Source organism: Mesorhizobium sp. CA16, from assembly GCF_020165175.1.
Classification (GTDB): Bacteria; Pseudomonadota; Alphaproteobacteria; order Rhizobiales; family Rhizobiaceae; genus Mesorhizobium.
This window is the reverse complement of record NZ_JAIUHP010000001.1, coordinates 705,663-732,444: the sequence shown is the minus strand read 5'-3', so window position 1 is coordinate 732,444 and position 26,782 is coordinate 705,663. Positions and strand designations below refer to the sequence as shown.

At 63.8% G+C, this 26,782-nt stretch carries 25 protein-coding genes; 18 read left to right on the top strand and 7 right to left on the bottom strand.

Features of this window, described 5'->3' with window-relative positions:
- Window positions 1-142: 142 nt before the first annotated feature.
- From LB525_RS03565 to LB525_RS03545, 5 genes are all read left to right on the top strand, one after another.
- On the top strand, window positions 143-1,396 hold the full coding sequence (locus LB525_RS03565; protein WP_224543448.1) for a sarcosine oxidase subunit beta: 1,254 nt from the start codon (window positions 143-145) through the stop codon (window positions 1,394-1,396).
- A gap of 86 nt (window positions 1,397-1,482) precedes the next feature.
- Window positions 1,483-1,779 (top strand): sarcosine oxidase subunit delta, encoded by a 297-nt coding sequence (locus tag LB525_RS03560; protein WP_224543447.1) that lies wholly within the window; start codon window positions 1,483-1,485, stop codon window positions 1,777-1,779.
- Window positions 1,776-4,769, top strand: coding sequence for a sarcosine oxidase subunit alpha (locus LB525_RS03555; RefSeq protein WP_224543445.1), 2,994 nt, complete (start codon window positions 1,776-1,778; stop codon window positions 4,767-4,769). The genes LB525_RS03560 and LB525_RS03555 overlap by 4 nt, the downstream gene beginning before the upstream one ends.
- Window positions 4,762-5,346 carry a sarcosine oxidase subunit gamma gene (locus tag LB525_RS03550; protein WP_224543444.1) on the top strand — a complete coding sequence of 195 codons (585 nt, stop codon included), beginning with the start codon at window positions 4,762-4,764 and terminating at the stop codon, window positions 5,344-5,346. The genes LB525_RS03555 and LB525_RS03550 overlap by 8 nt, the downstream gene beginning before the upstream one ends.
- Before the next feature lie 73 nt (window positions 5,347-5,419).
- The gene (locus LB525_RS03545; protein WP_224543443.1) at window positions 5,420-5,644 is read left to right on the top strand and encodes a hypothetical protein; all 225 of its coding nucleotides are present in this window, start codon (window positions 5,420-5,422) and stop codon (window positions 5,642-5,644) included.
- Window positions 5,645-5,732: 88 nt separating this feature from the next.
- On the opposite strand, the gene LB525_RS03540 is transcribed toward LB525_RS03545, so the two are convergent.
- The 6 genes from LB525_RS03540 to LB525_RS03515 all read right to left on the bottom strand — a co-directional run bounded on the left by LB525_RS03540 (window position 5,733) and on the right by LB525_RS03515 (window position 10,099).
- Window positions 5,733-5,963 (bottom strand): DUF680 domain-containing protein, encoded by a 231-nt coding sequence (locus LB525_RS03540; RefSeq protein WP_224524049.1) that lies wholly within the window; start codon window positions 5,961-5,963, stop codon window positions 5,733-5,735.
- Between the two features lie 167 nt (window positions 5,964-6,130).
- A complete protein-coding gene (locus LB525_RS03535; protein WP_224543442.1) occupies window positions 6,131-6,775 on the bottom strand; it encodes a TetR/AcrR family transcriptional regulator in 645 nt (214 codons plus the stop codon).
- A gap of 148 nt (window positions 6,776-6,923) precedes the next feature.
- Entirely contained in the window at window positions 6,924-7,700 is a 777-nt protein-coding gene (locus LB525_RS03530) for an SDR family NAD(P)-dependent oxidoreductase (RefSeq protein WP_224543441.1), read from the bottom strand.
- 18 nt (window positions 7,701-7,718) lie between these two features.
- Window positions 7,719-8,756 carry a phosphotransferase family protein gene (locus LB525_RS03525; protein WP_224543440.1) on the bottom strand — a complete coding sequence of 346 codons (1,038 nt, stop codon included), beginning with the start codon at window positions 8,754-8,756 and terminating at the stop codon, window positions 7,719-7,721.
- Window positions 8,753-9,232 carry a MaoC family dehydratase gene (locus LB525_RS03520; protein WP_095766281.1) on the bottom strand — a complete coding sequence of 160 codons (480 nt, stop codon included), beginning with the start codon at window positions 9,230-9,232 and terminating at the stop codon, window positions 8,753-8,755. The genes LB525_RS03525 and LB525_RS03520 overlap by 4 nt, the downstream gene beginning before the upstream one ends.
- Window positions 9,233-9,283: 51 nt before the next feature.
- Window positions 9,284-10,099, bottom strand: coding sequence for an SDR family oxidoreductase (locus LB525_RS03515; RefSeq protein WP_224543437.1), 816 nt, complete (start codon window positions 10,097-10,099; stop codon window positions 9,284-9,286).
- 118 nt (window positions 10,100-10,217) lie between these two features.
- Between LB525_RS03515 and LB525_RS03510 the strand changes: the two genes are divergently transcribed.
- The 6 genes from LB525_RS03510 to LB525_RS03485 all read left to right on the top strand — a co-directional run bounded on the left by LB525_RS03510 (window position 10,218) and on the right by LB525_RS03485 (window position 16,074).
- Complete coding sequence (locus LB525_RS03510) at window positions 10,218-11,459, top strand: acyl-CoA dehydrogenase family protein (RefSeq protein ID WP_224543435.1); 1,242 nt, start codon at window positions 10,218-10,220, stop codon at window positions 11,457-11,459.
- Between the two features lie 5 nt (window positions 11,460-11,464).
- Complete coding sequence (locus LB525_RS03505) at window positions 11,465-12,502, top strand: zinc-binding dehydrogenase (RefSeq protein ID WP_224543432.1); 1,038 nt, start codon at window positions 11,465-11,467, stop codon at window positions 12,500-12,502.
- A gap of 402 nt (window positions 12,503-12,904) precedes the next feature.
- Entirely contained in the window at window positions 12,905-13,894 is a 990-nt protein-coding gene (locus tag LB525_RS03500) for a glycosyltransferase 87 family protein (protein WP_224543430.1), read from the top strand.
- Window positions 13,887-14,855, top strand: coding sequence for a glycosyltransferase family 2 protein (locus LB525_RS03495; RefSeq protein WP_095766286.1), 969 nt, complete (start codon window positions 13,887-13,889; stop codon window positions 14,853-14,855). Before LB525_RS03500 ends, LB525_RS03495 begins: the two co-directional genes overlap by 8 nt.
- Window positions 14,852-15,670: a ChbG/HpnK family deacetylase gene (locus tag LB525_RS03490; protein ID WP_224543429.1), complete on the top strand. Its 819-nt coding sequence runs from the start codon at window positions 14,852-14,854 to the stop codon at window positions 15,668-15,670. Before LB525_RS03495 ends, LB525_RS03490 begins: the two co-directional genes overlap by 4 nt.
- Window positions 15,667-16,074, top strand: a complete 408-nt coding sequence (locus LB525_RS03485; RefSeq protein WP_224543427.1) for a GtrA family protein — start codon at window positions 15,667-15,669, stop codon at window positions 16,072-16,074. Before LB525_RS03490 ends, LB525_RS03485 begins: the two co-directional genes overlap by 4 nt.
- A gap of 83 nt (window positions 16,075-16,157) precedes the next feature.
- On the opposite strand, the gene LB525_RS03480 is transcribed toward LB525_RS03485, so the two are convergent.
- Window positions 16,158-16,982, bottom strand: coding sequence for a MurR/RpiR family transcriptional regulator (locus tag LB525_RS03480; RefSeq protein WP_140842219.1), 825 nt, complete (start codon window positions 16,980-16,982; stop codon window positions 16,158-16,160).
- Between the two features lie 146 nt (window positions 16,983-17,128).
- Between LB525_RS03480 and LB525_RS03475 the strand changes: the two genes are divergently transcribed.
- From LB525_RS03475 to LB525_RS03445, 7 genes are all read left to right on the top strand, one after another.
- Window positions 17,129-17,956 carry an N-formylglutamate amidohydrolase gene (locus tag LB525_RS03475; protein WP_224543425.1) on the top strand — a complete coding sequence of 276 codons (828 nt, stop codon included), beginning with the start codon at window positions 17,129-17,131 and terminating at the stop codon, window positions 17,954-17,956.
- A gap of 12 nt (window positions 17,957-17,968) precedes the next feature.
- Window positions 17,969-19,507: an amino acid permease gene (locus LB525_RS03470; RefSeq protein ID WP_224543424.1), complete on the top strand. Its 1,539-nt coding sequence runs from the start codon at window positions 17,969-17,971 to the stop codon at window positions 19,505-19,507.
- 88 nt (window positions 19,508-19,595) lie between these two features.
- Window positions 19,596-21,152 (top strand): amino acid permease, encoded by a 1,557-nt coding sequence (locus tag LB525_RS03465; RefSeq protein WP_224543422.1) that lies wholly within the window; start codon window positions 19,596-19,598, stop codon window positions 21,150-21,152.
- Window positions 21,153-21,237: 85 nt separating this feature from the next.
- A complete protein-coding gene (locus tag LB525_RS03460) occupies window positions 21,238-22,608 on the top strand; it encodes a glutamine synthetase family protein (RefSeq protein WP_140842215.1) in 1,371 nt (456 codons plus the stop codon).
- 188 nt (window positions 22,609-22,796) lie between these two features.
- The gene (locus LB525_RS03455; RefSeq protein WP_224543420.1) at window positions 22,797-24,185 is read left to right on the top strand and encodes an aldehyde dehydrogenase family protein; all 1,389 of its coding nucleotides are present in this window, start codon (window positions 22,797-22,799) and stop codon (window positions 24,183-24,185) included.
- 18 nt (window positions 24,186-24,203) lie between these two features.
- Window positions 24,204-25,376 (top strand): iron-containing alcohol dehydrogenase, encoded by a 1,173-nt coding sequence (locus tag LB525_RS03450; RefSeq protein ID WP_224524080.1) that lies wholly within the window; start codon window positions 24,204-24,206, stop codon window positions 25,374-25,376.
- A gap of 246 nt (window positions 25,377-25,622) precedes the next feature.
- Window positions 25,623-26,729 carry an ABC transporter substrate-binding protein gene (locus LB525_RS03445; RefSeq protein WP_095766294.1) on the top strand — a complete coding sequence of 369 codons (1,107 nt, stop codon included), beginning with the start codon at window positions 25,623-25,625 and terminating at the stop codon, window positions 26,727-26,729.
- The last annotated feature ends 53 nt before the right edge of the window (window positions 26,730-26,782 follow it).

The following is a 26,782-nucleotide window of genomic DNA, read 5'->3' as shown; positions in this document are numbered from 1 at the left end:
GACGCTTCGTTTTGACCGTGGCGCAAAACGGCAAGCGCCGTCGCAAACAGCGCAAGGATGACATCGCGGTTTCGCTAGTGATACACCTCGCGTGACGGGAGAGGCCCGAACGACATCCGCGATTTTTGGCGCGAGGCTTAACGTGAAGAAATACTCGGTATTCGCCATTGCCCGCGAGGCGATGCGCGGCCACAGAGGCTGGGAAGAGCAGTGGACGTCGCCCGAGCCGAGGAAGGAATACGACGTCATCATCGTCGGCGCCGGCGGACACGGCCTGGCGACGGCCTATTATCTGGCGAGCGAGCACGGCATCACCAACATCGCGGTGCTGGAAAAGGGCTGGCTCGGCGGCGGCAACACCGGCCGCAACACCACCATCATCCGCTCCAACTACCTCTATGACGAAAGCGCCGGCATCTACGACCATGCGCTGAAGCTGTGGGACGGGCTCAGTCAGGAACTCAACTACAACGTCATGTATTCGCCGCGCGGCGTCATGATGCTGGCGCACAACGTGCATGACGTCCAGGTGTTCAAGCGCCACATCCATGCCAACCGCCTCAACGGCATCGACAATGAATGGCTGACGCCGGAAGAGGCGAAGGAATTCTGTCCGCCGCTCAATATCTCCAGGGAGGCGCGCTATCCGGTGATGGGTGCCGCGCTGCAGCGTCGCGGCGGCACGGCGCGTCATGACGCGGTCGCCTGGGGCTATGCGCGCGGCGCTTCGGCGCGCGGCGTGCACATCATCCAGAATTGCGAGGTCACCGGTATCAAGCGCGCGGCCAATGGCGCTGTGAGCGGGGTAGAGACGACGCGCGGCTTCATCGGCGCCAAGAAGGTCGGCGTGGTCGCCGCCGGCCATTCCTCCGTCATCATGAGCATGGCGGGCGTGCGCATGCCGCTCGAAAGCTATCCGCTGCAGGCGCTGGTCTCGGAGCCGGTCAAGCCGGTGGTGCCCTGTGTGGTGATGTCGAACACGGTGCACGCCTATATCTCGCAGTCGGACAAAGGCGAGCTGGTGATCGGCGCAGGCACCGACCAGTATGTCTCCTATTCGCAAACCGGCGGCCTGCACATATTGCAGCACACGCTCGACGCCATCTGCGAGATGTTCCCGATCTTCACCCGCATGAAGATGCTGCGCTCCTGGGGCGGCATCGTCGACGTTACCCCCGACCGTTCGCCGATCCTGGCGAAGACACCGGTCCAGGGCCTCTACGTCAATTGCGGCTGGGGCACCGGTGGCTTCAAGGCGACGCCCGGCTCGGGCAATGTCTTCGCGCATACGATCGCGAGGGACGAGCCGCACCCGATCAACGCGCCCTTCACGCTTGAGCGCTTCCGCACGGGGCGTCTCATCGACGAGGCCGCCGCGGCGGCTGTGGCGCACTGACGATGGGCCAAATGACCCTTAAGCCGCTTTGCGATCAACCGGCCGGCGCCTGCGTCGGCCATGGCGAGTTGTAGGATCCACCGAAAATGCTTCTCATCCGCTGCCCCTATTGCGAGGAAGAGCGCCCGGAACTCGAGTTCCGCAATGCCGGCGAGGCGCATATTGCGCGCCCGACCAACATCGCCGCCGAGAGCGACGACGATTTCGAGAAATTCTTCTTCATCCGCGCCAACCCGAAGGGCGTCATCTATGAGCGCTGGCGGCACATCCATGGCTGCGCCCGCTTCTTCAACGCGGTGCGCGATACGGTCACCGACAGGTTCGTCATGACCTACAAGGCCGGCGAGCCGAAGCCCGCGAAGCTGCCGGGAGCCCCGAAATGAACGCCGCCTTCCGCATTTCCGGCGCCGGTCGCCTCAGCCAGGCGAAGACTGCCTCCTTCAGCTTCGACGACAAGCCGTATATCGGCATCGAGGGCGACACGCTGGCCTCGGCGCTGCTCGCCAACGGCGTGCACCTGGTCGGCCGCTCGTTCAAATATCACCGTCCGCGCGGCTTCCTGTCGGCCGGCGCGGAAGAACCCAACGCGCTGGTGCAGATCGTGCGCGACGATGCGCGCAAGACGCCGAATGTGCGGGCGACAGTGCAGGAGCTCTATGACGGGCTGACGGCCAACTCGCAGAACCGCTGGCCGTCGCTTGCCTTCGACGTCGGCGCCGTCAACGACATCGCATCACCGATGTTTTCGGCCGGCTTCTACTACAAGACCTTCATGTGGCCGAAATGGGCCTGGAAGGACCTCTACGAGCCGAAGATCCGCGCTGCCGCGGGCCTCGGCGTTTCGCCGGACAAGCCGGATCCCGACCACTATGCCGCGCGCTACGCGCATTGCGAGGTGCTGGTGCTGGGCGGCGGCGCCGCCGGCATCGCGGCCGCGCTCGCCGCGGCCGAAACGGGCGTGCGGGTGATCGTCGCCGACGAGCAAGCCGAATTCGGCGGCAGCCTGCGCTTCGAGAGCGGCGCCAGGATCGACGGCCAGGACGGCTATGCGTGGGCGCAAGCGGCGATCGCGAAGCTCAAGGTGATGGACAATGTGCGCGTGCTGTCGCGCACGACCGCCTTCGGCTATTACGCGCAGAATTTCGTCGGACTGGTCGAGCGAGTCAGCGACCATCTCAAGAGCCCGGGCCGGGAGCTTGCGCGAGAACGCCTGTGGCAGGTTCGCGCCAAGCGCGTCGTGATCGCCACTGGCGCCATCGAGCGCCACATGGTGTTTGCCAACAACGACCGTCCGGGTGTGATGCTCGCTTCGGCGGCGCGCACCTACCTCAACCATTACGGCGTCGCGGTCGGCAGGAATATCGGCGTCTATACGGCCAACGATTCCGCCTACGCCGCCGCGATCGACCTCAAGAAGGCCGGCATCAACATCGCGGCGATCGTCGACCTGCGCGACAACCCGGCCGGACCGGTGATCGACGAGGCGAGGGCGCTCGGCATCGAGATCAATTTTGGCCGTGCGGTGGTCAGCGCCGGCGGCAAATTGCGTGTGTCGTCAATGAGCGTGCAGCCGAAGAATGGTGGCGGCGAGCGGTCCATCCCGGTTGACGCGATCCTGATGTCGGCCGGCTGGACGCCATCGGTGCATCTGTTCTCGCAATCGCGCGGCAAGGTCGCCTTCAACGACGAGACCAAGCGCTTCGTGCCGGGCACCTACGCGCAGGACTGCGTCTCGGTCGGCGCCTGCAACGGTACCGACGGGCTGGCCGCCTCAGTTGACGAGGCTTACGCGGCGGGCGCCAAGGCGGCGAAGGAGGCCGACGGCAAGGTTGGCAAGGGCGCCAAGCCCAAGGTCGACGCCGGCGAGAACTGGTCGCGCGGTATGTTGGGCGCCGCGCCCGGTGCCGGCCCGGGCACGACGGTCAAGGCCTTTGTCGATTTCCAGAACGACGTCACTGCCAAGGACATCCGCCAGGCGGTGCATGAAGGCATGCACTCGATCGAGCACGTCAAGCGCTTCACCACCAACGGTATGGCGACCGACCAGGGCAAGACGTCGAACATGCACGGCCTGGCGATCGCCGCCGAGACGCTCGGCAAGCCGATCCCGCAGGTCGGCCTCACCACCTTCCGGGCACCTTACACGCCGGTGACGTTCGGCTCGATCGTCGGCCACGCGCGCGGCGCCTTGTTCGACCCGACCCGCCGCACGGCAACGCATGGCTGGGCCGCGTCGCAAGGTGCGGTGTTCGAGGATGTCGGCCACTGGAAGCGCGCCTGGTATTTCCCCAAAGCGGGAGAGGACATGCATGCCGCCGTCGACCGCGAATGCGTGACGGTGCGCAAGGCCGCCGGCCTGTTCGACGCCTCCACGCTCGGCAAGATCGAGGTGGTCGGGCCGGACGCGGCGAAGTTCATGGAACTGCTCTACACCAATCCCTGGGAGAAGCTGGAAACCGGCCGCTGCCGTTACGGCATCATGCTGCGCGAGGACGGCTTCATCTATGACGACGGCGTCGTCGGCAGGCTGGCGCCGGACCGCTTCCACGTGACGACGACCACCGGCGGCGCGCCGCGCGTCATGAACCACATGGAGGATTACCTCCAGACCGAGTTCCCGCATCTCAATGTGTGGCTGACCTCGATCACCGAGCAATGGGCTGTCATTGCCGTGCAGGGGCCCAAGTCGCGCGACATCATCGCGCCGCTGATCGAGGGCATCGACATGTCGGACGAAGCGATGCCGCATATGTCGGTGCGCGAGGGCAAGATCTGCGGCGTGCCGACGAGGCTGTTCCGCATGTCCTTCACCGGCGAGCGCGGCTTCGAGGTCAACGTGCCGGCCGATTACGGCGAGGCTGTGTGGGAAGCGCTGTGGGCCGAAGGCCAGAAGCATGGCGCGACTGCTTACGGCACCGAGACGATGCACGTGCTGCGCGCCGAAAAGGGCTACATCATCGTCGGCCAGGATACCGACGGCACGGTGACGCCGAACGATGCAGGGCTCGACTGGGCGGTCGGCAAGAAGAAGACCGATTTCGTCGGTATCCGCGGCCTGACCCGGCCGGACCTTGTAGCCAAGGGCCGCAAGCAGCTGGTCGGCCTGAAGACCAAGGACCCGAAGGTCGTGCTGGAAGAGGGCGCGCAGATCGTCGCCGACCCGAAGCAGGCGATCCCGATGAAGATGATCGGCCACGTCACCTCCAGCTATTGGTCGGAGAATTGCGGACGCTCGATCGCGCTGGCGCTCGTCGCCGGCGGCCGCGACCGCATGGGCCAGACGCTCTATGTGCCGATGCCGAACGGCACGATCGAGGTGGAAGTCACCGGCATGGTGTTCGTCGACGAGAAGGGAGAACGCCTCAATGGCTAAAGCCGCCGCCAAGACAAAAGTCGCTGCTGCTTCCACCTCCGTCGAGCGTCGGCCCGCGCTTGCCGGCCGCACGCTGTCGGCGCCGGGCGTCAAGGTCGAGATGATGCCGCCGGCTGAACGCATCTCGCTGCGCGCCCCGCAGGCGTCGCTTGCCGCGCTTTCCAAGGCGCTCGGCCTCACACTGCCGACAAAGCCCAAGACTTTGGCGACCAAGGACGGGCGCACGGCGCTTTGGCTCGGGCCCGACGAATGGATGATCATCGACGAGGCGGGCAAGGATCCGCTCGCCGACTGCGCCAAGGTGACAATGCTGCATTCGGCGGTCGGCATCTCGCACCGCAATGTCGGGATTTCCCTTGTCGGACCTGCCGCCGCGGCGACGGTCAATTCGGGTTGCCCGCAGGACCTGTCGCTCGAGGCTTTCCCGGTGGGTGCTGCCTCGCGCACCATCCTCGGCAAATCCGAGATCGTGCTGCTGCGCAGCGCGGCCGATGCGTTCCGGGTGGAATGCTGGCGTTCCTTCTCTGACTATGTCTTTACTCTGCTGTCGGAAGCGGCGGGCGACGCGGCGAACTGAGCTTCGCGGCGTCGGTTTCAAGGAACCATCGCCAGTCCATGCCGTTTCTGCGGCTTGCGAGGGAGATTGCCCGATGTCGTCCAAATCCGCGCCGAAGTCGTCCAAGAAGACAGCTGCAGTCCGCTCGCTGGAGCAGGAGCGGCGCCATGAGGTCGAGGAAGAGGAACTCGAGGAAGGCCTCGAGGACACATTTCCGGCCAGCGACCCGGTATCGATCACCAGCACTTCCATTCCCGGCGGACCGGCAAAGCAGAATAAGGCCAGGACCGCGGCAGGAACGAAACCGCGCAAGAAATAGTCTCGAGCAGGTCCTCAGGGGCGCGGGCAGAAACGAAAAAGGGCGGCCAAATGCCGCCCGTTTTCATTCGAAGTCTTGCCAATAGTGCTCAGAGGCCGGGCACGAACCAGGGGCTGACATCGATGCCGAGCCGCGGGCTCTTCGTCGTCTTGTTGGCGTCGGCCTTTTCCACCGAACCGGTCGGGGTGCAATCGAGCTTCACGCTGGCGTTGGTCTGAGCGCAAGCCGCGGGGGCATGCTTGGCCGGCTGGCTTGCGCCAGCGAAAGCGGTGCCCGAGAAAGCCAGCACGGTGGCGAGAGCAAGGATGGTGTTCTTCATTTTCCGGCTCCAGTCAATCTTTTCGTACATGTACGATACAGCGTACAAATACGGTTAATGAAGCCGGAATTCAAGGAGGAATCTGTACATGTACAACAAATTTTTTTGAACACAGGAATTCGGCGCCGCAAATCAAGCGAAGCGGTGCAAGCCGACGATCAAAGAGATTAGCAGTTGACGGGCGTTGCGGTCAGCGGCGGAATATCCTGCGCCTGCAACCCCGTCAGCGTGAAATCGCACATGCGCTTCACATAGGCCTGGGCGTCGCCGAATGGATAGAAGGGAAAGGTAATCAACAGCGAAATCGTGCCGTGGCCCACGGTCCACAGCATGGTGGCGATGGCGCGCGGGTCGCCCTTGAGCCTGCCGGCGGCCACGCACGCCTCGACGCGTTTGATCAGCACCTTCATGGCCGGATTGCCTTCTTCCATGTCCGCGTAGCTGCGTCCTTCAGGCAGCTTGGTCTTCTCGGTCATAAAGACGGTGCGGTATTCATTGGGATTGCCGAGCCCGAAGGCGGCATATTCGGTCATCACCGCCTTGAGCGCCTCGATCGGATCGTCGGCGGGGTGCTCCTCGATGCGGCGGGCGAGCGTTTCGAAGGCGTCCTCGGCGAGGGCGAACAGAATGTCCTGCTTGTCGGCGAAATAGGAATAGACCGACATCGGCGCATAGCCGACCCGCTTGGCCAGCTTTCGGATGGTCAGGCCCTCATAGCCTTCTTCCTGAACCAGCTTGTGAGCCGCCGCGACCAGTTCGGAGCGAAGCTCCGCCTTCTGTTTTTCGCGGCGCTTCTGAACGCTTAGCGCCAATATATGCTTGCCTTTGTGATTGGTTGCCTGACGAAATTATATACGCCGTACGGAAACGGACAAGGGCGCCTCCAGTTCCCTTGCGTGCGCTCTGCGTTTTAACGCAATTGCGGACGAAAAACCGCTAAGGCACTTTTCCTGAAATTGCTCAGATAGCGCCAATGCCGCCGTCGAGCGCCAGAGCGTGGCCGGTCATGAAGGAATTGGCCGGGTCGGCGAGGAACAGGATGCCGGTGGTGATCTCGTCGACCTCGCCGACACGCTTCATCGGCACGCCGCGCGTGAGCTCGGCCATCGCTTCGGCTTCGGGCGCTCCGGTGAAACGCACGAAGCCGTCGACCATCGCGGTGCGGGTGTGAGCCGGGCAGACCGCGTTGATGCGTATGCCCTTGCTGGCGTATTCCACGGCAGCCGAGCGCGTCAGCCCGACGACGCCGTGCTTGGCGGCGGCATAGACCGAAAGCTTCGGCGCGCCTGAGAGGCCGGCGACCGAGGCGATGTTGACGATGACGCCGCCCTTGCCGCTTTCCCTGAATTGCCGTTCCAACTGAGGAATCTGGTGTTTCATGGCATAGAAGACGCCGAGCAGGTCGACCTCCACCACGCGGCGCGCTTCCTCCGAGGTGACCTGCGGCAGGCGTACGAAGGAGTGGACGATGCCGGCATTGTTGACGGCGATGTCGAGCCGGCCGAACTTTTGAACGGCAAGCTCCACAAGATCCTCCGAGAGTTTTTCGTCGGCGATGTTGCCGGCAAGGTGAGCGGTCTCGGTGTCGAGCGTTGCGGCGAAACTTCCGAGCGCAGCCTCGTCGAGATCGGAGAGCACCAGCCGTGCCCCTTCCGCGGCGAAGGCCTTTGCCGCGCCGCTGCCGAGACCGCCGGTCGCGCCGGTGATCAGCACCGTCATCCCATCGAAACGGCCCATTGCTCGGCTTCTCCGCGTTCAGCTGTTCTCGTCAATCAGTTCCACCGCGAGCGCGGCGAGCAGTTTTACCGCCTGGCCGTAGGTCCTTGCCTTTTCCGGGTTGGAGGCGTTGCCGTCCAGCGCGCGGCGGTAGACGCCCTGGCAGATCGCCGCCAGCCGGAAGAAGGAGAAGGCGAGGAAGAAGGTCCAGTTGTCGATCTTCTCGATGCCGCGCCGTCTGCAGTAGGCCTCGACATAGGCTTGCTCGGAAGGCAGGCCGGCAGCGGCGCGGTCGATGCCACCGAGGCCGCGAAAGCCCGAGGCATGCGGCAGACGCCACTGCATGCATTGATAGGCAAGGTCGGCGAAGGGATGCCCGAGCGTCGACAGCTCCCAGTCGAGCAGCGCGATGATCTTCGGCGCGCCCGGCGCGAACATCATGTTGTCCAGCCGGTAATCGCCATGGACAAGCGAGACGCGGCCGTCATCGGCAGGCATATGCGTTTCGAGCCAGGCAATCAGCCTGTCCATGTCGGTTATGGTTTCGGTTTCGGAGGCCTTGTACTGGCTGGTCCAGCGCGCGAGCTGGCGCTCGAAATAGCTGCCGGGCCGGCCGAAATCGCCAAGTCCGACGGCGTCCACATCGATATCGTGCAAGGCGGCGAGCGTCGCATTCATGGCATCGTAGATCGCGGCGCGCTCGCCATTGCCGGATGCGTCCGGCAGTGACGGATCCCAGAAGATGCGGCCGTCGAGATATTCCATGACGTAGAACATGCGGCCGATCGGGGAGTCCTCGCCGGAAAGATGCAGCATGCGCGGCACCGGCACCGCCGTGCCGGCAAGCGCCTGCATCACCCGGAATTCCCGGTCGACCTGATGCGCGGATTTCAGCAACTGTCCCGGCGGCTTGGCGCGCAACACATAGCGGCCGCTGGCGGCTGTCAAAAAATAGGTCGGATTGGACTGCCCGGACTTGAATTTTTCAATCGCCGACAGGCCGGCAAAACCCGGGATATGCGCCTCGAGGTAGGGCGCAAGGGCCGCCTGGTCTATGGCGCCGGCCTCGCCGCTCATGCGTTCTCGGGTTGGCGCTCGATCAGCGTCAAGGTCAGCCAGCGCGCCGTCAGCGCCGGCTTCTTCGAGCCTTCGATCTCGATGGTCACGTCATGCGCCGTCTGCACCCAGCCGGACGGCCTGACCTTGACGTCAGCCAGCACGAAGCGGGTGCGGATGCGCGAGCCCGTCTTCACCGGCGCCAGGAAACGCAGCGTGTCGAAGCCGTGGTTGACGCCCATCTTGCTGTTTTCCAGTGGCGGCATGGTCTCGAAGGTCATTGCCGACAAAAGCGACAGCGACAGGAAGCCATGCGCGATGGTGCCGCCAAACGGCGTCTCGCGCGCGGCGCGCTCAGGATCGCAATGGATGAACTGGTGGTCGTCGGTCGCATCGGCGAACTGATCGATCATGCGCTGAGTCACCGTTCGCCAGGGCGAGACGCCGACCTCCTTGCCGACGCTTGCCAGAAGCGTATCGAGACTGATCGGTTCCACACTGATGTCCTCCGCAACCCGCCCGGATCGCGATTCCTCGAACCGGGCACCTTATTCCTTGAACAAAGTCATGCCATGCTGCACCGACTGGCCGCCGTCGATAGGCAGGATGGCGCCAGTGACATAGCTTCCGGCACGGCTGCACAAATAAAGCGTTGCGCCGGCAATGTCATCCGCCGCGCCGATGCGGCCGAGCGGAACATGGTTACCAACATGTTTCGCTTGCTCCTCGGTCGCGGTGGCAAAGGCCGTCATCCGGCTCTGGAAAGGACCGGGCGCAAAGGCGTTGACGGTGATGCGGCGGGCGGCGAACTCGATCGCCAGCGTGCGCGTCAAATGATGCACCGCCGCTTTCGAGGCGGCGTAGGAATAGGCGTCGTCGGCCAACGGCTGGGTGCCCATCACCGAGCCAAGATTGATGACGCGGGCAGGATCCTCGTCGCTCGCGGCGGCATCGAGAAGCGGCAAGAGCTCTCGCGTCAGGTGGAAGACGGCGGTGACGTTGACGCCGAACACCTTGGCCCAGGCGTGGTAGGGGAAATCCTGCAGCGGCGCGCCCCAGGAAATGCCGGCATTGTTGACAAGGATGTGCAGGCGTTCCGTGCGCGCCTTGACCTCGGCGACTAAAGCGGCGATGCCAGCTTCGCTGGACACGTCGCCGGCAAAGCCCTCGGCATGGCCGGAGCCGCCGAGCGCGTTCAATTCGTTGGCGACTTTTGCGCAATCCTCGCCCTTGCGCGAGGCGATCATCACCTGAGCGCCGGCGCGCACCAGCCCGGTCGCCACCATGCGGCCGATGCCGGTCGCCGCACCCGTCACCAGCGCAGTCTTGCCGGCGACCGAGAACAGCTTGTCCAGATAGCTCATCGTGTTTCTCCGCATCCGGCCGGCCGGGACTCGCCCAAGGACTCGCGTTGACAAGGCTAGCCGAAGTACGGTCATCCTTGCCACGGGTAAAGGTTTATCTTCGGAAAGGCCGGAAGCGATGGCGGACATGAATCTCGGCATGACCGAGCGGCTGAAGCCGCTCCATCAGCGCGTGGCGGCGATGGTGCGCGACGAGATCGCGCCGCTCGGCGAAGAGTTCCTCGCCGAAGTCGGCAGGAATGGCGACCGCTGGGCCTATACCGCTAGGCAGACGGAAATCCTGGACGGCTTGAAGAAGACGGCGCGCGAGCGCGGCCTGTGGAACTTTTGGCTCACCGATTCCAAGCGCGGCTACGGCCTTTCCACCGTCGAATACGCCTATCTGGCGGAGGAGATGGGCAAGGCGCATCTCGGCGCCGAGACCTTCAACTGCTCGGCGCCTGACACCGGCAACATGGAGGTGCTGGAGCGATACGGCTCGGAAGCGCACAAGCGCGACTGGCTGGAGCCGCTGCTCGAGGGGAAAATACGCTCGGCCTATCTGATGACCGAGCCGGACGTCGCTTCCTCGGACGCCACCAACATTTCGATGCGCTGCGAGCGGCAAGGCGAGGACTATGTGCTGAACGGCGAAAAATGGTGGGCTTCCGGAGCGGGAGATCCGCGCTGCGCCATCTATATCGTCATGGTCAGGACGGGATCGGACGAGGAGCCGCAACATCGCCGGCATTCGATGATCCTGGTGCCCTCCGACAGCAAGGGCATCGCCAAGCTGCGGCCCATGCAGGTCTATGGCGACGACGACGCGCCGCATGGCCACATGCATCTGACATTCGACAATGTACGGGTGCCGGCGACGAACCTGATCCTCGGCGAGGGCAGAGGGTTCGAGATCGCGCAGGGGCGGCTGGGGCCTGGCCGCATCCATCACTGCATGCGCGCGATCGGCCAGGCCGAGATGGCGCTGGAGATGCTCTGCCAACGCTCGGTGCGGCGCGAGGCCTTCGGCCAGCCGCTGGCAAAGCTCGGCGCCAATTTCGACATCATCGCCGAATGCCGGATGGAGATCGAGATGGCGCGGCTCTTATGCCTCAAGGCTGCCTGGATGATCGATCAGGGGGACGCTCGCGCGGCCGCGCCCTGGATCAGCCAGATCAAGGTGGTGGCGCCGCGCGTCGCGCTGAAGGTCACGGACGAGGCAGTCCAGATGTTCGGTGCGCAAGGCATCAGCCAGGACACGCCGCTCGCCCGCTCGTGGACGCATTTGAGGACATTGCGGCTGGCCGACGGGCCGGACGCGGTGCACCGGCGGCAGGTGGCGCGCACGGAACTGAAGAAATACACGCAGGAAAAGGTCTGACGGCCATGACGCTTCCTTCGCAAATGCGGGGTCTGCTGCTTGTCGGCGACGGTTACACCAGGACGCCCTCGGCGGCCGCGCTGGAGGCGATGGAGCCTTACCTCCAGCCCGGCAGCATCGAGGTGCCGGCGCCCGGTCCCTCGCAGGCGCTGATCAAGGTCAGCCTCGCCTCGATCAACCCGTCCGACATCGCCTTCATCAAGGGCCAGTACGGCCAGCCGCGGGTCAAGGGCCGGCCGGCGGGCTTCGAAGGCGTCGGCATCGTCGTCGCCACGGGCGACGATCCCCATGCAAGGAGCCTTGGAGGGAAACGCGTCGCCTTCGCCACCGGCGTGTCGAACTGGGGCGCATGGGCGGATTATGCGGTTGCCGAGGCCGCGTCCTGCATTCCGCTTCTCGACACCGTGCGCGACGAGGACGGCGCCGCGATGATCGTCAATCCGCTGACGGCCTTGGCCATGTTCGACATCGTCAGAGAGGAGGGCGAAAAATCCTTCATCATGACCGCGGGCGCCAGCCAGCTCAGCAAGCTGATCATCGGGCTGGCGAAGGAGGAAGGTTTCCGCCCGATCATCACCGTGCGTCGCGACGAGCAGATTCTCCAGCTGACGGAGGCCGGCGCCGCCCATGTGCTCAACGAGAAAGCGGCGGATTTCGAGACGGCGTTGCGCGAGGCGATGAAGGCCGAGCAGCCGCGCATCTTCCTCGACGCGGTCACCGGCCCGCTGGCTTCGACCATCTTCAATGCCATGCCGAAACGCGCGCGCTGGATCGTCTATGGAAGGCTCGACGCCGAGCCGACGGTGATACGCGAGCCCGGCCAACTGATCTTCCAGCACAAACGCGTCGAAGGGTTCTGGCTGGCCGAATGGATGCGCCAGTTCCGCGACAGGCTGGGCCCGGCGGTGCTGGAAGCGCAGAAGCGCTTTTCCGATGGACGCTGGTCGACCGATGTCACCGCGGTCGTGCCGCTCGACGAAGCGATGGCGAGGCTGCCGGCCGAGCTCGCCAAGCCAAATGGAAAGGTGTTCATCAGGCCGTGAGGCAATCCGAGCGCCGATCGCAGCTGTTCAGACCAGACCAAAGCCTTGAACACAAAGCTGTGATCGACCCGACAGCGGCGGAAAAAAGCCTCTGTTGCGCCGTCATTGCCTCGCGCCGGTACAGCCACGTTCGGATGTTTTATCCCATTCGATGTGATATCTCGCCGGCGGTAAAAAACCAGGCGGCGATGGGAAAGCCGTCCTGGTCGGAATGCGGGGTGCGCTATGATGGTAACCAAGCCGGTTTTTGACCGTTTGGGGCTTTGCCTTTGGGGCGGGTCGTTTCTGCTTGTGCTTGGTCTGGCGCTATGGTCGCCCGATGCGCGTTCGGTGGTCCATATCTACAGGCATGGCAGTGAAGGTTTTCTGGATCGCCAACCGCTGTATCAGGTCGAAGTTGCCATGGGGTATCTATACGCTCCCGCCTTCGCCGTCCTCTATGTTCCCCTGCTGAAGCTCGGGCCCTATCTGGGCAATATTTTGTGGCACATGCTGGGCTTTTCGGTGCTGACCTTTGCCGCAATGCGTCAGGTGCGCAAGCTTGGCGGCCAGGAGCAGACATGGCTGCTGTCCTTGGGTCTTTTTCTTGCCTTGCCGGTGGCGCTGGCAGCGCTTCGCAATGGCCAGGCGACGATCCTGCTCACGGGGGCGTGCTGGTTCCTTACACTGTCGACACTCGAGGGGCGCCGGGCCGAAAGCTTCTTCTGGGCCATGCTTGCGATCATCGCCAAGCCGACCGCGATCATCATGCTGCTTCTGACGGGGGCGCTGCGTCCCCGGCTGATACCGGTGCTGGTGCTGGCGGTGCTGGTCGCGCTCGCGATGCCCTATGGCTTTGCGTCGAGCGACTACGTCAACGCGCAATATCATGATTTCTTCCGGCTTCTGACTTCGATGACGGTGGACCCGACCGGCCCCTTCGTTCCGGCCGACTTCACGGCGCCTTTCATGCGATTTGGCATCCCGATTTCCGAGTTTGACGCGACGATCGTGCGCGTCGTCGCGGGTTTGCTCACGCTTTGGCTGGTGCTCCAGCTCGATCGCAGGCTGGAGGCCAACATCAGCGGACTCGCCATCTTCCTCGCCGCGGCATTCTACATGTGCGTCTTCAATCCGCGGGTCGAGCAGAACACTTACGCCATGGTGGCGGTGCCTGCCGGTCTCTCCATCGCCTTGCTTTGGCGGGAGAAGGGAGCCGGGGCCATGTGCTGGTTCTTGGCGGCGTTCCTCTTCGTCACCGGACTGACCAGTGCCAACCTGCAACTGCACGATCTTTTCCACCCGTGGCTCCGGCCGATCAGCATCACCATAATTGGCTGCGTGCTCGTCGGCTGGTTCTGGACGCAAGACAGACAGAAGGCGCCTGCCGCCGGAGCCGTCGCGCATGGCTGAGATGCTCGACATCATCGCGCCGTTCTTCAACGAGGCCGAATCCGCCATCGCGTTTGTCGGGCTGCTCGACAAGCTGGAAGTGGCCGTGGCGGAGCGCTTCGGCATGACGGTCCGCAAGATACTCGTCGACGACGGCAGCCGCGACGGCAGCGCCGAGACGTTCGCGGCCGCGCTCTCCGGCTCCTGGGAGATCGTGCGGCTCAGCCGTAATTTCGGCAAGGAAGCGGCGGTGCTAGCCGGGCTCGATCATTCCCGTGGCGACATGGTCCTGATCATGGACTCGGACCTCCAGCATTCCATGGATATCAGCCTGAGGATGATCGGCGAGCTGGTCGAGCATCCGCAGATCGATGTCGTCTACGCGCAGAACGACCGGCGCGAGGGGAGCTGGCGGCGCAGCCAGCTGGCGCGGCTCTTCTACAGGCTGATCAACAGCAGCCAGCGCTTCGATATTCCCGAGAATGCCGGAGATTTCCGTGTCATGCGTGGCGCGGTGGCGCGTGCCTTGACCAGCGTGCGCGACAAGCGCCGCTTCAACAAGGGTCTGTTCGCCTGGGCCGGCTTCCGCCAGAAGGCTGTGCTTTACTCGCCGGAAAACCGCGGCGGCGGCACGTCGAAATGGACAAGGTTCAACCTGATCGCGTTCTCGCTTGAAGGGTTCACCTCGTTTTCCGTGATCCCGCTGCGCGTCATCAGCCTCATCGGATTGCTCGCGGCATTCGCAGGCCTGGCCTATGGCGTGAAGGTGCTGTTCGAAGTGCTGTTCTACGGCATCGCCGTGCCTGGCTACCCCAGCATCATGGTCGCCGTCGTGCTTTTTGGAGGCCTCAACCTGGCGCTGCTCGGCCTGATCGGCGAGTATGTCTGGGTCACGCTCAGCGAAAGCAAGGACCGGCCCGTCTATATCGTGCGCGACGTGCTGCATGGCAATGCCGCCGAGCAGGTCGCTCCCGGCAAATGACCCGGCCGATCCGCCTGATCGCCGATGATTACGGGCTTGCGCCGGGGGTATCGAGCGCGATCCTCGACCTCATCGAGCGCGGCCGCCTGACCGGGACCAGTTGCATGACCGGGTTTGCCGAATGGGAAGAGGCGGCGGCGCGCATCAGGCCGTTGCGTCAACAGGCCGCCATCGGGCTGCACCTGACCCTCACCGATCAGACCGCCGCAACCGGCTCGTCCAGCCTGGCGCCAGACGGCAAATTGCCTGGGCTCGCCTCTCTTGCGCTGCCCGTGCGGCGCGGGCGCATCGACGAGCGGGACGTTCATGCCGAGCTCGACGCCCAGTACGACCGCTTCACCGAAGCGCTGGCCGGCCCGCCCGATCACATCGACGGGCACCAGCACGTGCATTTTCTTCCCGTGGTACGGAATTGGTTGCTCGCCCGGTTTGGGGAGAGCGCACACAAGCCGGCGCTGCGCGGCGCGCCCAGCCTTGGCGGCCTGGACGCGGCGGCAAAGATCGCGGCGATCGCCACGCTGGCCGCGGGTTTCAACAGGTCGATGCAGCGGGCCGGCTTTAATGTGATGACGCCGCTCTGCGGCATCTATGACTGGCGGCAGCCGCAAAAATTCGCTCCGACGCTGCGCGCGGCGGTCGACACCTTGCCCGAACAAGGGGTGTTCATGTGTCATCCGGGTCAAGTCGATGACATTTTACGGGCGCGAGACCCGATGCAGGGCGCGCGTGAGGTCGAGTTCACGATTCTCAGTTCTGAGGATTTCGGCGCCAGCCTCGAACGGGCCGGAGTGCGCGTCATGGACGGCAAAGCATGAGCGCCGGTCAGCCGCGGCGTTCGACCGGCAACAAGATCGTCCGCTTCGCCTTGGTCGGGCTGGTCAACACCGGCATCGATCTCACCGCATTCTTCCTGTTGCTCAAGCTCGTGGTGCCGGCTCTGGCCGCCAATGTCGGTGCCTGGTTCGTCGCGGTGCTCTTCTCCTTCGTAGCGAACCGCTTCTGGTCGTTCGAGCGGGACCCGGACATCCGGCTGCATCGGTCCTTCCTGCGTTTCGTCTCGCTCGGGGCGCTGATTTCGCTCGGTGTTTCGAGCCTGTCGATCGCTGTACTGGCGGGGGTTGTCGGCGTCTGGCCGGCCAAGATCGTCGGCGTCATCGTGGCCGCCGTCCTGAATTTCCTGGCGGCGCGCTGGTCGATCGAGGGCAGGATCGTAAAGTAGCTGCTCGGCCGGCTCCGCGTTGATATAGGCGGCTTGGAGTCGGATTCAGATTTCAGGTCTGTCCGACCTGAAATCATTCGGCTCTATCGCAAGCTCTCCAGGTCTCGCATGCGCTTGGCGCCGGCGGCTTCCAATTGCCTCGTCACGGCGGCGATCAGCGTTTCTGCGACGACGAAGAGTGCGGCGGACGAATCCCACGCCGAGGGCACGGCGGTGCGCCCGGCGATCACGTGGCGGGCGAAGCGGGCGATCGGCGAAAGCCACTGGTCGGTAAAGAGAATGATCTGCACGCCGCGGTGGTGAGCCTTCTCGGCAAAGCGCACGAGACTTTCCTGATAGCGGCGGATGTCGAAGATCACCAGGACGTCGCGCTTGCCCATGTCGATCAGCCGGTCGCGCCAGATGCTCTCCTGGCCGGCGAGGTGATAGACATCCGGCTGGATGATGGCCAGGTGAGCGGCCATGTAGCGCGCCAGCGGATCGGTGAAACGGCCGCCGATGAGGAAGGTCTTGCCGCGCCGCTCGGCAAGTCTCGTGGCAATGTCTGCCAGCTGTCTGTCGGTGAGGTGCCGGAAGGTCTCGCGCATGTTGTCGAGCGTTGCCTCAAGCATCGGCGAGACGGCGCCGCCGGCCGAGCTTGGATCGAGCGTGCGCGAAGCGGGCGACTGCAATTGCGCCGCCAGCTCATCCTGCAGCGCCGACTGGAATTCAGGGTAGTTCTGGAAGCCGAGCCTGGCGACGAAGCGCAGGATCGTCGGCGAGGACACACCGGCTGCGGCCGAGAATTCGGCGACCGTCTTCAGCCCGGTCAAGGGATAGTTGGCAATCAGCGTCTGGGCGGCGCGGCGCTCGCCGGCCGGCATCGTCCCGATGCGGTCCGAGATCAGTTCGGCAATGCTGGAAATCATGGTTTTCCCCCGCCCGTTGGCCGCCCGCCGCCGTTTTCCCGAATTCGCGTTTGACAAAGCCGGTCAAACTGTATGAAATCATTCACAGGGACGCAATGAGACAAAATACGTAACATACGATACAGCGCTCCCCAGGGGACGGCAGTATGGAGAGAGCACGGCCCGCCAGCCTTGCACCGTCTGAAACCGTGAGGGTGACGAACCCCGGCGGCTCAAGCCCCTTTGTCTTCACCTGCGACCATGCCTCCAACGTCCTCCCCGCCGAGTTCGGGACGCTCGGCCTGCCGGCCGAGGACCTTTCGCGCCACATCGCCTGGGACCCCGGCGCGCTTCCCGTCGCCCGCCGCATGGCCGAGACGCTCGATGCCACCTTGATCGAGACCCGCGTGTCGCGGCTCGTCATCGATTGCAACCGGCCGCTCGACGCGCCGGACCTCGTGCCGCCGATTAGCGAGACGACGGCCATCCCGGGCAACACAGATCTTTCCGACAAGCAGCGCGCCGCGCGCGTCGACCTTGCCTGGCGCCCGTTCCACGACACAATCGCCCAGATCATCGACGAGCGGCTGGCGCGCGGCCAGGAGACGCGGCTGGTGTCGGTGCACTCCTTCACGCCGGTCTACAAGGGCAAGAGCCGGCCATGGCATATAGGCATCATCCATGACGAGGATCGCCGGTTGGCGGCGCCGCTGATATCGGCGCTGCAGCGGCTCTCCGGCGTCACCGTCGGCGTCAACGAACCCTATTCGCCGGCCGACCGCGTCTATTTCACGCTGGAACGGCACGCGCGTTCGCGCGGCCTTGCCTGCGCGATGATCGAAATCCGCAACGACGAAATCTCCGGCGAGACCGGGCAGCGGAAATGGGCGGACCTGCTCACCGGCATATTCTCGAATCTGGAGCCTGACGAGGCCAGGGGCTCCCGACAACGCGCAATGGGAAAGTCAGTAGGAACGGCCAGCCAAGAACGATAGGGGAACTCCAACATGACAACAGACCACGCAGAGAAATCGGAGGATGTAAAAATCCTTCACAGCATGGGCTATGCCCAGGAATTGGCTCGCCGCATGAGCGGCTTCTCCAACTTCGCCATTTCCTTCTCGATCATTTGCATCCTGGCGGGCGGCATCACGTCGTTCCCGCTGGCCATGGGCACCGGCAGCGGTTTCGAAGCGACCATCGGCTGGGTTATAGGCGGTCTGTTCGCTCTTGTGGTCGCGGCTTCGCTCGGCCAGATCGGTTCGGCCTATCCGACCGCCGGCGGGCTTTACCATTGGTCGTCGATCTTGGGCGGGCGCGGCTGGGGCTGGGCGACGGCCTGGATCAATCTGCTCGGCCTGATCTTCGTCGTCGCTTCGGTCAATGTCGGCGTCTACCTGTTGTTTTCCGGGCTCGTCGCGGGACCGATCCTTGGCCTCGACACATCGACCTGGGGTTTCTGGCAACAGACGACGGCGGTTGTCATCATCACCGTCACCCAAGGCCTGTTCAACCACCTCGGCATCAAGACGACGACGATGTTGACCGACTTTTCAGGTTACCTCATCCTCGTTGTTGCGGTCGTGCTGACGCTGACCTTCCTGATCTGGGGCGCGCATGGCTTCGAGCTGTCGCGGTTCACGACCTTCGTCAACACGACCGGCGATCCCGGCGGCGGCTATGTTCCGACAGCCCGCACGGCGTTCGTGGCCTTCCTGATCGGCCTGCTTTACCCGCTTTACACGATCACCGGCTTTGACGCCTCCGCGCACACTGCCGAGGAGACGCACAATGCCCGCGTCGCAGTGCCCAGGGGCATGATCCACGCGGTTCTGTGGTCTCTCGTCTTCGGTTTCGTCATGGCGGTCTCCTTCGTTGTCGCGAGTCCCGATCTCGTGGCGACAGCCAAGGACGGCGGCAATGCCTGGTTCAACCTCTTCAACAACCTGCCCGCGCCGACCTGGCTGAAGGATCTGCTCGGCATCTGCATCGTGGTGTCGAATTATCTGTGCGCGCTGGCCGGACTCACGTCGACCTCGCGTATGATCTTCGCCTTCTCGCGTGACGGAGGTCTGCCGGGGTCGTCTTTGTGGAAGCAGGTTTCGCCGACCTGGCGCACGCCCGTTCCGGCCATCTGGCTCGGCGTCGTGCTGTCGATCGCGGCCACGCTCTATTCGCCGGCCTTCGCGGCGTTGGCAGCAGGCTGCGCTCTCTTCCTCTACGTCTCCTATGCGATGCCGGTGGCGGCTGGCTTGCTTGCGGAAGGCAAGACCTGGACGGAGTTCGGCCCGTTCCGTCTCGGCGTATGGTCAAAGCCTTTCGCCATCGTCACCGTGCTCGGCGTTCTGGTGCTGATGTATGCCGGCATCCAGCCGCCCTTCGACATCCTGATCAACTATGCCATCGGTTTGATCATTCTGCTGGTGGTTCTGTGGTTCGGTATCGAATCGCGGCGCTTCAAGGGGCCGCCGATCGGTGCAGACATTGCTCGTCGCGCGGCGGAGATCGCGGCCGCGGAAAAAGCAGTCGGCCAGACAGCGGGCTAACGGCAAACACAATATCGCCCGGTCGGCTCAGGTCGATCGGGCATCAAGGCGCAGGACCGGCCAGCCAAGAACCATAGGGGAATTCCAAATGACGACACCGGGTTATACAGACGTCGACAAGGCGGAGGACGTGAAAGCCCTCCACAGCATGGGCTATGCCCAGGAACTGGAGCGGCGGCTCAGCCGCTTCTCGAATTTCGCGGTTTCCTTCTCGATTATCTGCATCCTGTCCGGCGGCATCAATTCGCTGGCCCAGGCAACGTCGGGCGCCGGCGGCATCGGCATCGGCATCGGCTGGCTGGTCGGCTGTTTCGTGTCGCTCACCTTCGCGGTTGCCATGTCGCAGATCAGCTCGGCCTATCCGACGGCCGGCGGCCTCTATCACTGGGGCTCGATCCTCGGCAATCGCGGCACCGGCTGGGTGACGGCATGGCTCAACCTGCTTGGCCTGATCACCGTGCTGGGAGCCATTAATGTCGGCACCTGGACCTTCTTCGTCGGCGCCTTCGGACCGGCTCTCGGCATCGAGGGCACGCTGACCAACCAGATGATCTTCCTGGTCGTCATCACCGGCGCCCAGGCGCTGATCAACCATCTCGGCATCAAGCTGACAGCGAAACTGACCGATTTCTCGGGCTATCTCATCTTCTTCGGCTCGATCCTGATCGCAGTGGTCTGCCTGCTTTCGGCCGAGACCTGGGATTTCAGCCGCCTCTTCACCTTCCATAACTACTCCGGCGACGCCGGCGGCGGTGTGTGGCCATCGGTTTCGAACGCCTGGGTGTTCGCGCTCGGCCTCCTGCTGCCGATCTACACGATCACCGGCTATGACGCCTCGGCGCATACGTCGGAAGAGACCATCAAGGCGGCCTCTTCGGTGCCGCGCGCGATGGTGATGTCGGTCGTCTGGTCGGCGCTGTTCGGCTACCTGTTCCTGGCTGCCTTCGTGCTGATGATCCCGAACATGGACGACGCCGCCAAGCAGGGCTGGAACGTGTTCTTCTGGGCTTTCGACCAGCGCGTCAGCCCCGGCCTCAAGGAGTTCGTCTACCTCGTGGTGTTCATCGCGCAACTGCTGTGCGGTCTTGCCACCGTCACCTCGGCCTCGCGCATGATCTTCGCCTTCTCGCGTGACGGCGGCCTGCCGGGCTCGGCAGCGCTTGCCAAGGTCAGCCCGACCTACCGCACGCCGGTGGCGGCGATCTGGACGGCCTCGATCCTGTCGGTGCTGTTCGTGTGGGGTTCGACCCTGGTTTCGGTCGCCGGCACCTCGGCCTATACGATCGTTGTGTCCTGCACGGTCATCTTCCTGTTTCTGTCCTTCATTGTGCCTATCGTGCTCGGCATGATGGCCTGGGGAACGCCGAAGTGGGACAAGATGGGCCCGTGGAACATGGGGCGCGCCGTGTTCATGCTGTTCGGCGTTCTCTCGATCGTGTCGATGATGCTGATCTTCGTCATCGGCATCCAGCCGCCGAACGACTGGGCGCTCTACATAACCGTCAGTTTCTTCATCCTGACGGCGATCGTCTGGTTCGCCTTCGAGCGCAACCGCTTCCAAGGCCCGCCGCTTGGCGACATCATCGCGGCGCGCCAGGCAGCGATCAAGGCGGCCGAACAGGCGGTCGGCGAGACCGGCCACTGATACTTCGCTTCATGACCATGGCCGGCGCAACGCCGGCCATGGTTTGTTCTCCCTTTCAATCGACAAGCGCTGGAGTGCCAAAGGAATGGCCGGGAATTTTTCGTTCGATCAGTTGAAGAAAGCGGTCTCTAACGGCGAGATCGACACGGTGCTGGCCTGCATCGTCGATATGCAGGGCCGGCTCTCGGGCAAACGCTTCCTGGCTCAGTATTTCGTCGATTCCGCGCATGGCGAGACGCATGGCTGCAACTATCTCTTGGCCTGCGACATCGATATGGAGCCGGTGCCGGGCTACAAAGCGGCGAGCTGGTCAAAGGGCTATGGCGACTTCGTCATGAAGCCGGACCTGTCGACGCTGCGGCGCATTCCCTGGCTGGAGAAGACGGCGCTGGTCATCTGCGACGTGCTCGACCATCACGACCATGAGGATTTGGCACACTCACCCCGCGCGATCCTGAAGAAGCAGGTCAAGCGCCTGCAGGAGCGCGGCTATATCGGCTATTTCGCCTCCGAGCTCGAATTCTATTTGTTCAGCGAAACCTACGATTCCGCGCGCAAGAAGCACTGGCAGGGGCTCGACAGCGCCTCGCCCTATATCGGCGACTACCAGATCGGCATCACCAGCAAGGAAGAGGGCGTCATGCGCCGGCTTCGCAACGAGATGGAAGCCGCCGGCATTCCGATCGAGAATTCCAAGGGCGAGTGGGGTCCCGGCCAGGAAGAGATCAACGTGCGCTATGCCGAAGCGCTCGAGATGGCCGACCGCCACGTCATCCTGAAGAACGGCGCCAAGGAGATCGCCGATTCCGAGGGCAAGGCGATCTCCTTCATGGCAAAGTACAATTACGGGCTGGCCGGCAATTCCAGCCATATCCACAATTCGCTGTGGAGCGCGGACGGCAAGACGCCGCTGTTCTTCGACAAGACGGCCGACTGGACGCTGTCGAGCCTCGGCCAACAATGGGCGGCCGGGCAGCTCAAATACGCCAAGGAATTCACCTGGTTCCTGGCGCCCTACATCAACTCCTATAAGCGCTTCCAGGCCGGCACCTTCGCGCCGACCAAGATCATGTGGAGCGAAGACAACCGCACCGCCGGCTTCCGGCTGTGCGGCGAAGGCACCAAGGGCATCCGCATGGAATGCCGCATCGGCGGCGCCGATCTCAATCCGTATCTCGCCTTCGCCGCCCTGATCGCGTCCGGCCTTGCCGGCATCGACGAGAAGCTGGAGCTGCAGAAGCCGTTCGTCGGCGACGCCTATCAGGCCTCGCGTCTGCCCGAGATCCCGAAGACGCTGCGCGACGCCACCGAGACACTTTCGAAGTCGAAGATGCTGAAGCAGGCCTTCGGCGACGACGTGATCGAGCACTATGTGCACACCGCCCGCTGGGAGCAGTTCGAATATGACCGCCGCATCACGGATTGGGAGCTGCACAGGGGCTTTGAGAGGTACTAGGAGGCTGGGTTAGCGTCGGCGCCGCCCTCACCCTTACCCTTCCCCCGTGAAGAACGGGGAGAGGGGGTCGCCCGCGCAGGAGCTTCTCCCTTCTCTCCGTCACTATACGGGGAGAAGGTGCCGGCAGGCGCATGAGGGGCGGCGCCAAGCCAAGTGATTTTCGATTGTTGTAAAACTGCGAGGAAGAAATGACCGAAACGGTCAAACTCAAATCCCCCATCGACGGCTCGATCTATGCCGAGCGGCCGGTCGCGAGTGATCAGGCGATCAACGCGGCGGTCGAACGCGCCAGGGCGGCGCAAGAAAAATGGGGCGAGACGCCGGTCGTCGAGCGCGGCAAATACGTGTTGGCAATGCTGGAAGCCCTGGTTGCGATGACTGACGAGATCGTGCCCGAGATCGCCTGGCAGATGGGTCGGCCGGTGCGTTATGGCGGCGAGTTCGGCGGCGTCAAGGAACGCACCAACTATATGGTCGAGATCGCCGAAGCCGCGCTGAAGCCGGTGCTGGCCTCCAACCCGAAGGACGGCTTCCGCCGCTATGTGAAGAAGGTGCCGCTCGGGGTCGTGCTGGTGATCGCGCCTTGGAACTATCCGTATCTCACCGCGGTCAATACGATCGTGCCGGCGTTGATGGCGGGCAGTGCCGTTATCCTAAAGCATGCCGCGCAGACGTTGCTGGTCGGCGAGCGCTTCCAGCAGGCTTTCGACAAGGCCGGCCTGCCAAAGGGGCTGTTCCAGAACCTGGTCATGAACCACGCCCAGACCGAGAAGCTGCTCGGCTCCGGCAAGATCGACCATGCCAATTTCACCGGCTCGGTCGGCGGCGGCCGCGCCATCGAGAAGGCCGCGGCCGGCACCTTCATGACGCTCGGCCTCGAGCTCGGCGGCAAGGACCCCGCCTATGTGTTGCCCGACGCCAAGATGGATCATGCGGTCGCCAATCTGGTCGACGGCGCTTTCTTCAATTCCGGCCAGTGCTGCTGCGGCATCGAGCGCGTCTATGTGCACGAAAAGGTCTATGACGAGTTCGTCGAGGGTTTTGTCGCAGAGACCAGGAATTATGTCGTCGGCAATCCGCTGGAGCAGGCGACGACCATGGGACCGATGGCGCAGGCGCGTTTCGCCGATCTGATCCGCGAGCAAAAGGCCGAGGCGCTGCGCAAGGGCGCCAAGGCGCACATCGGCACGAAGGTCGAGAACGACAGGCCAGGCTCGCCCTATCTGGCGCCGGAAGTGCTGACCGGGGTGGACCACCAGATGAGCGTCATGCGCGAGGAAAGTTTTGGGCCGATCGTCGGCATCATGAAGGTGCGCAATGACGAGGAGGCGATCGCGCTGATGAACGACAGCCCCTACGGACTGACGGCGTCGATCTGGACGCGCGACACGGAGCGCGCGGTGGCCATCGGCGACCGCGTCGAGACCGGCACGGTGTTCATGAACCGCTGCGACTATCTCGACCCGGCGCTGGTCTGGACCGGCGTCAAGGACACCGGCAAGGGCGCCGCGCTCTCGGCCATCGGCTATGACAATCTGACCCGGCCGAAATCCTATCACCTGCGCGAAGCAATCTGACTTTTTGAAAGACAAGACATGTCCAAGCTGATCTCCAAATGGAACTACCCCACCACCGTCCGTTTCGGCGCCGGACGTATCAAGGAACTGCCGGACGTGCTGGCTGCCGCGGGCATCAAGCGCCCGCTCTTCGTCACCGACCCGGGCCTGGCAAAACTCCCGGTCGTCGCATCGACGCTGAAGATCCTTGACGACGCCAAGGTCCCTTACGGCGTTTTTTCGGAGGTGAAGCCGAACCCGGTCGAGTCCAACCTCACCGCCGGCATCGCCGTGTTCAAGAAGGGCAAGCATGACGGCGTCATCGCCTTCGGCGGCGGCTCGGCGCTCGACCTCGGCAAGCTGATCGCCTTCCAGGCCGGGCAAACGCGCCCAGTATGGGATTTCGAGGATGTCGGCGACTGGTGGACCAGGGCCAATTCGGACGCGATCGCGCCGATCATCGCGGTGCCGACCACGGCGGGAACCGGCTCCGAGGTCGGCCGCGCCGGCGTCATCACCAATGAGGAGACCCACACCAAGAAGGTCATCTTCCATCCGAAGCTTCTGCCGGCGATCGTCATTGCCGATCCGGAGCTGTCGGTCGGCATGCCGGCCTTCATCACTGCCGGCACCGGCATGGACGCGCTTGCGCATTGCCTGGAGGCCTATTGCGCGCCGGGCTACCACCCGATGGCCGACGGCATCGCGGTGGAAGGCATCCGTCTGGTGTTCGAGAACCTGCCCAAGGCCTTTGCCAACGGCAAGGATCTGGTCGCCCGCGCCCATATGATGAGCGCCGCCGCCATGGGCGCCGCCGCCTTCCAGAAGGGGCTGGGCGCAATCCATTCGCTGTCGCACCCGATCGGCGCGCTCTACGACACCCATCATGGCATGACCAATGCCGTGTTCATGCCTTATGTGCTGGCCTTCAACCGCGAGGCGATCGACGAGCGTATCGCCAGGCTCGCCGCCTATTGCGGCATCAAGGGCGGCTTCGACGGCTTCGCCAAGGCGATCGTCAAGCTGCGCAAGGAGCTCAAGGTGCCGCATGCGTTGCCCGGCCTGATCAAGGGCCTCGACATGGACAAGAAGCGCAAGACGCTGATCGCCGACATGGCGGTAGTCGACCCGACCGCCGGCGGCAACCCGGTCAAGCTCACCAAGAAGGCGGCGCTGACGCTGCTCGAAAATGCGATCGCCGGCTCCGTCTGAGAGCCGGCTTTCAATGCCGAAGAGTTGACTGAAGAGGCGTTCCAAAGGGGAAGGGAGAGGGCAAAGGGCAAGGTGAATAACCATTAGCCGGAAAATTAAGCGCGGGCTAATTGCTACAGTCCGTTAAAAAGAGTTAACTTTTTTTGCCGCGGGGATCGGGTTTCAAAAAGCCTTCATCCGGCTGTCACACGAAAACGATACCCGCATCGCAGGCGCTTAAACGCGCCAGTTCAACGGAGAGAACACATGTTCAAGTTCACGGGGAAAGTGCTTTCCCTCTCGGCCGCGGCGCTCTTTGCGTCGACGGTGATTTCGTCCGCGGATTCGCTGGACGATCTCGTCAAGGCCGCGAAGGCTGAAGGCCAGCTCACCACCATCGCGCTTCCGCATGACTGGTGTGGCTACGGGGCAGTGATCGACGGTTTCAAGGCTAAGTATCCGGGGATCACCATCAACGAGCTCAATCCCGACGCCGGCTCGGGCGACGAGGTCGAGGCGATCAAGGCCAACAAGGACAACAAGGGCCCGCAGGCGCCCGACGTCATCGACGTCGGCCTGTCCTTCGGCCCGACCGCCAAGGCCGACGGCCTGCTGATGCCTTACAAGGTGTCGACCTGGGACTCGATCCCGGACAGCGCCAAGGATGCCGATGGTGCCTGGTATGGCGATTATTACGGCGTGCTGTCGTTCATGGTGAACAAGGACCTGGTCAAGGAATCGCCGACCGACTGGGCCGACCTGCAGAAGCCGGAATTCGCCAATTCGGTCGCGCTCGCCGGTGACCCGCGCGCGTCGAACCAGGCCATCCAGGCGGTCTATGCCTCCGGCCTGTCGTCGGGTGCCGCCGCTGGCGAAGCTGCCGGGAAAGCCGGCCTCGAGTTCTTCAAGAAGCTCAACGCCGCCGGCAACTTCGTTCCGGTCGTCGGCAAGCCGGCGACGCTGGCCCAGGGCCAGACGCCGATCCTGATCAACTGGGACTACAACGCGCTCGCCGGCCGCGACACGCTGAAGGGCAACCCGCCCGTCGACGTGATCGTGCCGAAGACCGGCGTCGTCGCCGGCGTCTATGTGCAGGCGATCAGCGCCTTCGCGCCGCATCCGAATGCCGCGAAGCTGTGGATGGAATACCTCTATTCCGACGAAGGCCAGATCGGCTGGCTGAAGGGCTATTGCCACCCGATCCGTTTCAACGATCTCGCCAAGAACGGCAAGATCCCGGCGGACGTGCTGGCCAAGCTGCCGCCGGCTGAGTCCTATGCCTCGGCGGCTTTCCCGACGCTCGACGAGCAGGGCAAGGCCAAGGAAGCCATCAGCAAGAACTGGGACGCCACTGTCGGCGCCAACGTCAAGTAAGACTTGAAATGCACCGGGCGGCCGTCTGGCCGCCCGGCTTTCCCTCGAAGACG

Excerpts from the sequence above, each read along its gene's own strand:
- LB525_RS03480 (WP_140842219.1), bottom strand. The coding sequence starts at position 16,982 with ATGATTTCCAGCATTGCCGAACTGATCTCGGACCGCATCGGGACGATG.
- LB525_RS03560 (WP_224543447.1), top strand. The coding sequence starts at position 1,483 with ATGCTTCTCATCCGCTGCCCCTATTGCGAGGAAGAGCGCCCGGAACTC.
- LB525_RS03495 (WP_095766286.1), top strand. The coding sequence starts at position 13,887 with ATGGCTGAGATGCTCGACATCATCGCGCCGTTCTTCAACGAGGCCGAA.
- LB525_RS03500 (WP_224543430.1), top strand. The coding sequence starts at position 12,905 with ATGGGGTATCTATACGCTCCCGCCTTCGCCGTCCTCTATGTTCCCCTG.
- LB525_RS03550 (WP_224543444.1), top strand. The coding sequence starts at position 4,762 with ATGGCTAAAGCCGCCGCCAAGACAAAAGTCGCTGCTGCTTCCACCTCC.
- LB525_RS03490 (WP_224543429.1), top strand. The coding sequence starts at position 14,852 with ATGACCCGGCCGATCCGCCTGATCGCCGATGATTACGGGCTTGCGCCG.
- LB525_RS03510 (WP_224543435.1), top strand. The coding sequence starts at position 10,218 with ATGGCGGACATGAATCTCGGCATGACCGAGCGGCTGAAGCCGCTCCAT.
- LB525_RS03475 (WP_224543425.1), top strand. The coding sequence starts at position 17,129 with ATGGAGAGAGCACGGCCCGCCAGCCTTGCACCGTCTGAAACCGTGAGG.
- LB525_RS03465 (WP_224543422.1), top strand. The coding sequence starts at position 19,596 with ATGACGACACCGGGTTATACAGACGTCGACAAGGCGGAGGACGTGAAA.
- LB525_RS03540 (WP_224524049.1), bottom strand. The coding sequence starts at position 5,963 with ATGAAGAACACCATCCTTGCTCTCGCCACCGTGCTGGCTTTCTCGGGC.
- LB525_RS03470 (WP_224543424.1), top strand. The coding sequence starts at position 17,969 with ATGACAACAGACCACGCAGAGAAATCGGAGGATGTAAAAATCCTTCAC.
- LB525_RS03505 (WP_224543432.1), top strand. The coding sequence starts at position 11,465 with ATGACGCTTCCTTCGCAAATGCGGGGTCTGCTGCTTGTCGGCGACGGT.
- LB525_RS03525 (WP_224543440.1), bottom strand. The coding sequence starts at position 8,756 with ATGAGCGGCGAGGCCGGCGCCATAGACCAGGCGGCCCTTGCGCCCTAC.
- LB525_RS03455 (WP_224543420.1), top strand. The coding sequence starts at position 22,797 with ATGACCGAAACGGTCAAACTCAAATCCCCCATCGACGGCTCGATCTAT.
- LB525_RS03545 (WP_224543443.1), top strand. The coding sequence starts at position 5,420 with ATGTCGTCCAAATCCGCGCCGAAGTCGTCCAAGAAGACAGCTGCAGTC.
- LB525_RS03460 (WP_140842215.1), top strand. The coding sequence starts at position 21,238 with ATGGCCGGGAATTTTTCGTTCGATCAGTTGAAGAAAGCGGTCTCTAAC.
- LB525_RS03555 (WP_224543445.1), top strand. The coding sequence starts at position 1,776 with ATGAACGCCGCCTTCCGCATTTCCGGCGCCGGTCGCCTCAGCCAGGCG.
- LB525_RS03530 (WP_224543441.1), bottom strand. The coding sequence starts at position 7,700 with ATGGGCCGTTTCGATGGGATGACGGTGCTGATCACCGGCGCGACCGGC.
- LB525_RS03445 (WP_095766294.1), top strand. The coding sequence starts at position 25,623 with ATGTTCAAGTTCACGGGGAAAGTGCTTTCCCTCTCGGCCGCGGCGCTC.
- LB525_RS03515 (WP_224543437.1), bottom strand. The coding sequence starts at position 10,099 with ATGAGCTATCTGGACAAGCTGTTCTCGGTCGCCGGCAAGACTGCGCTG.
- LB525_RS03450 (WP_224524080.1), top strand. The coding sequence starts at position 24,204 with ATGTCCAAGCTGATCTCCAAATGGAACTACCCCACCACCGTCCGTTTC.
- LB525_RS03485 (WP_224543427.1), top strand. The coding sequence starts at position 15,667 with ATGAGCGCCGGTCAGCCGCGGCGTTCGACCGGCAACAAGATCGTCCGC.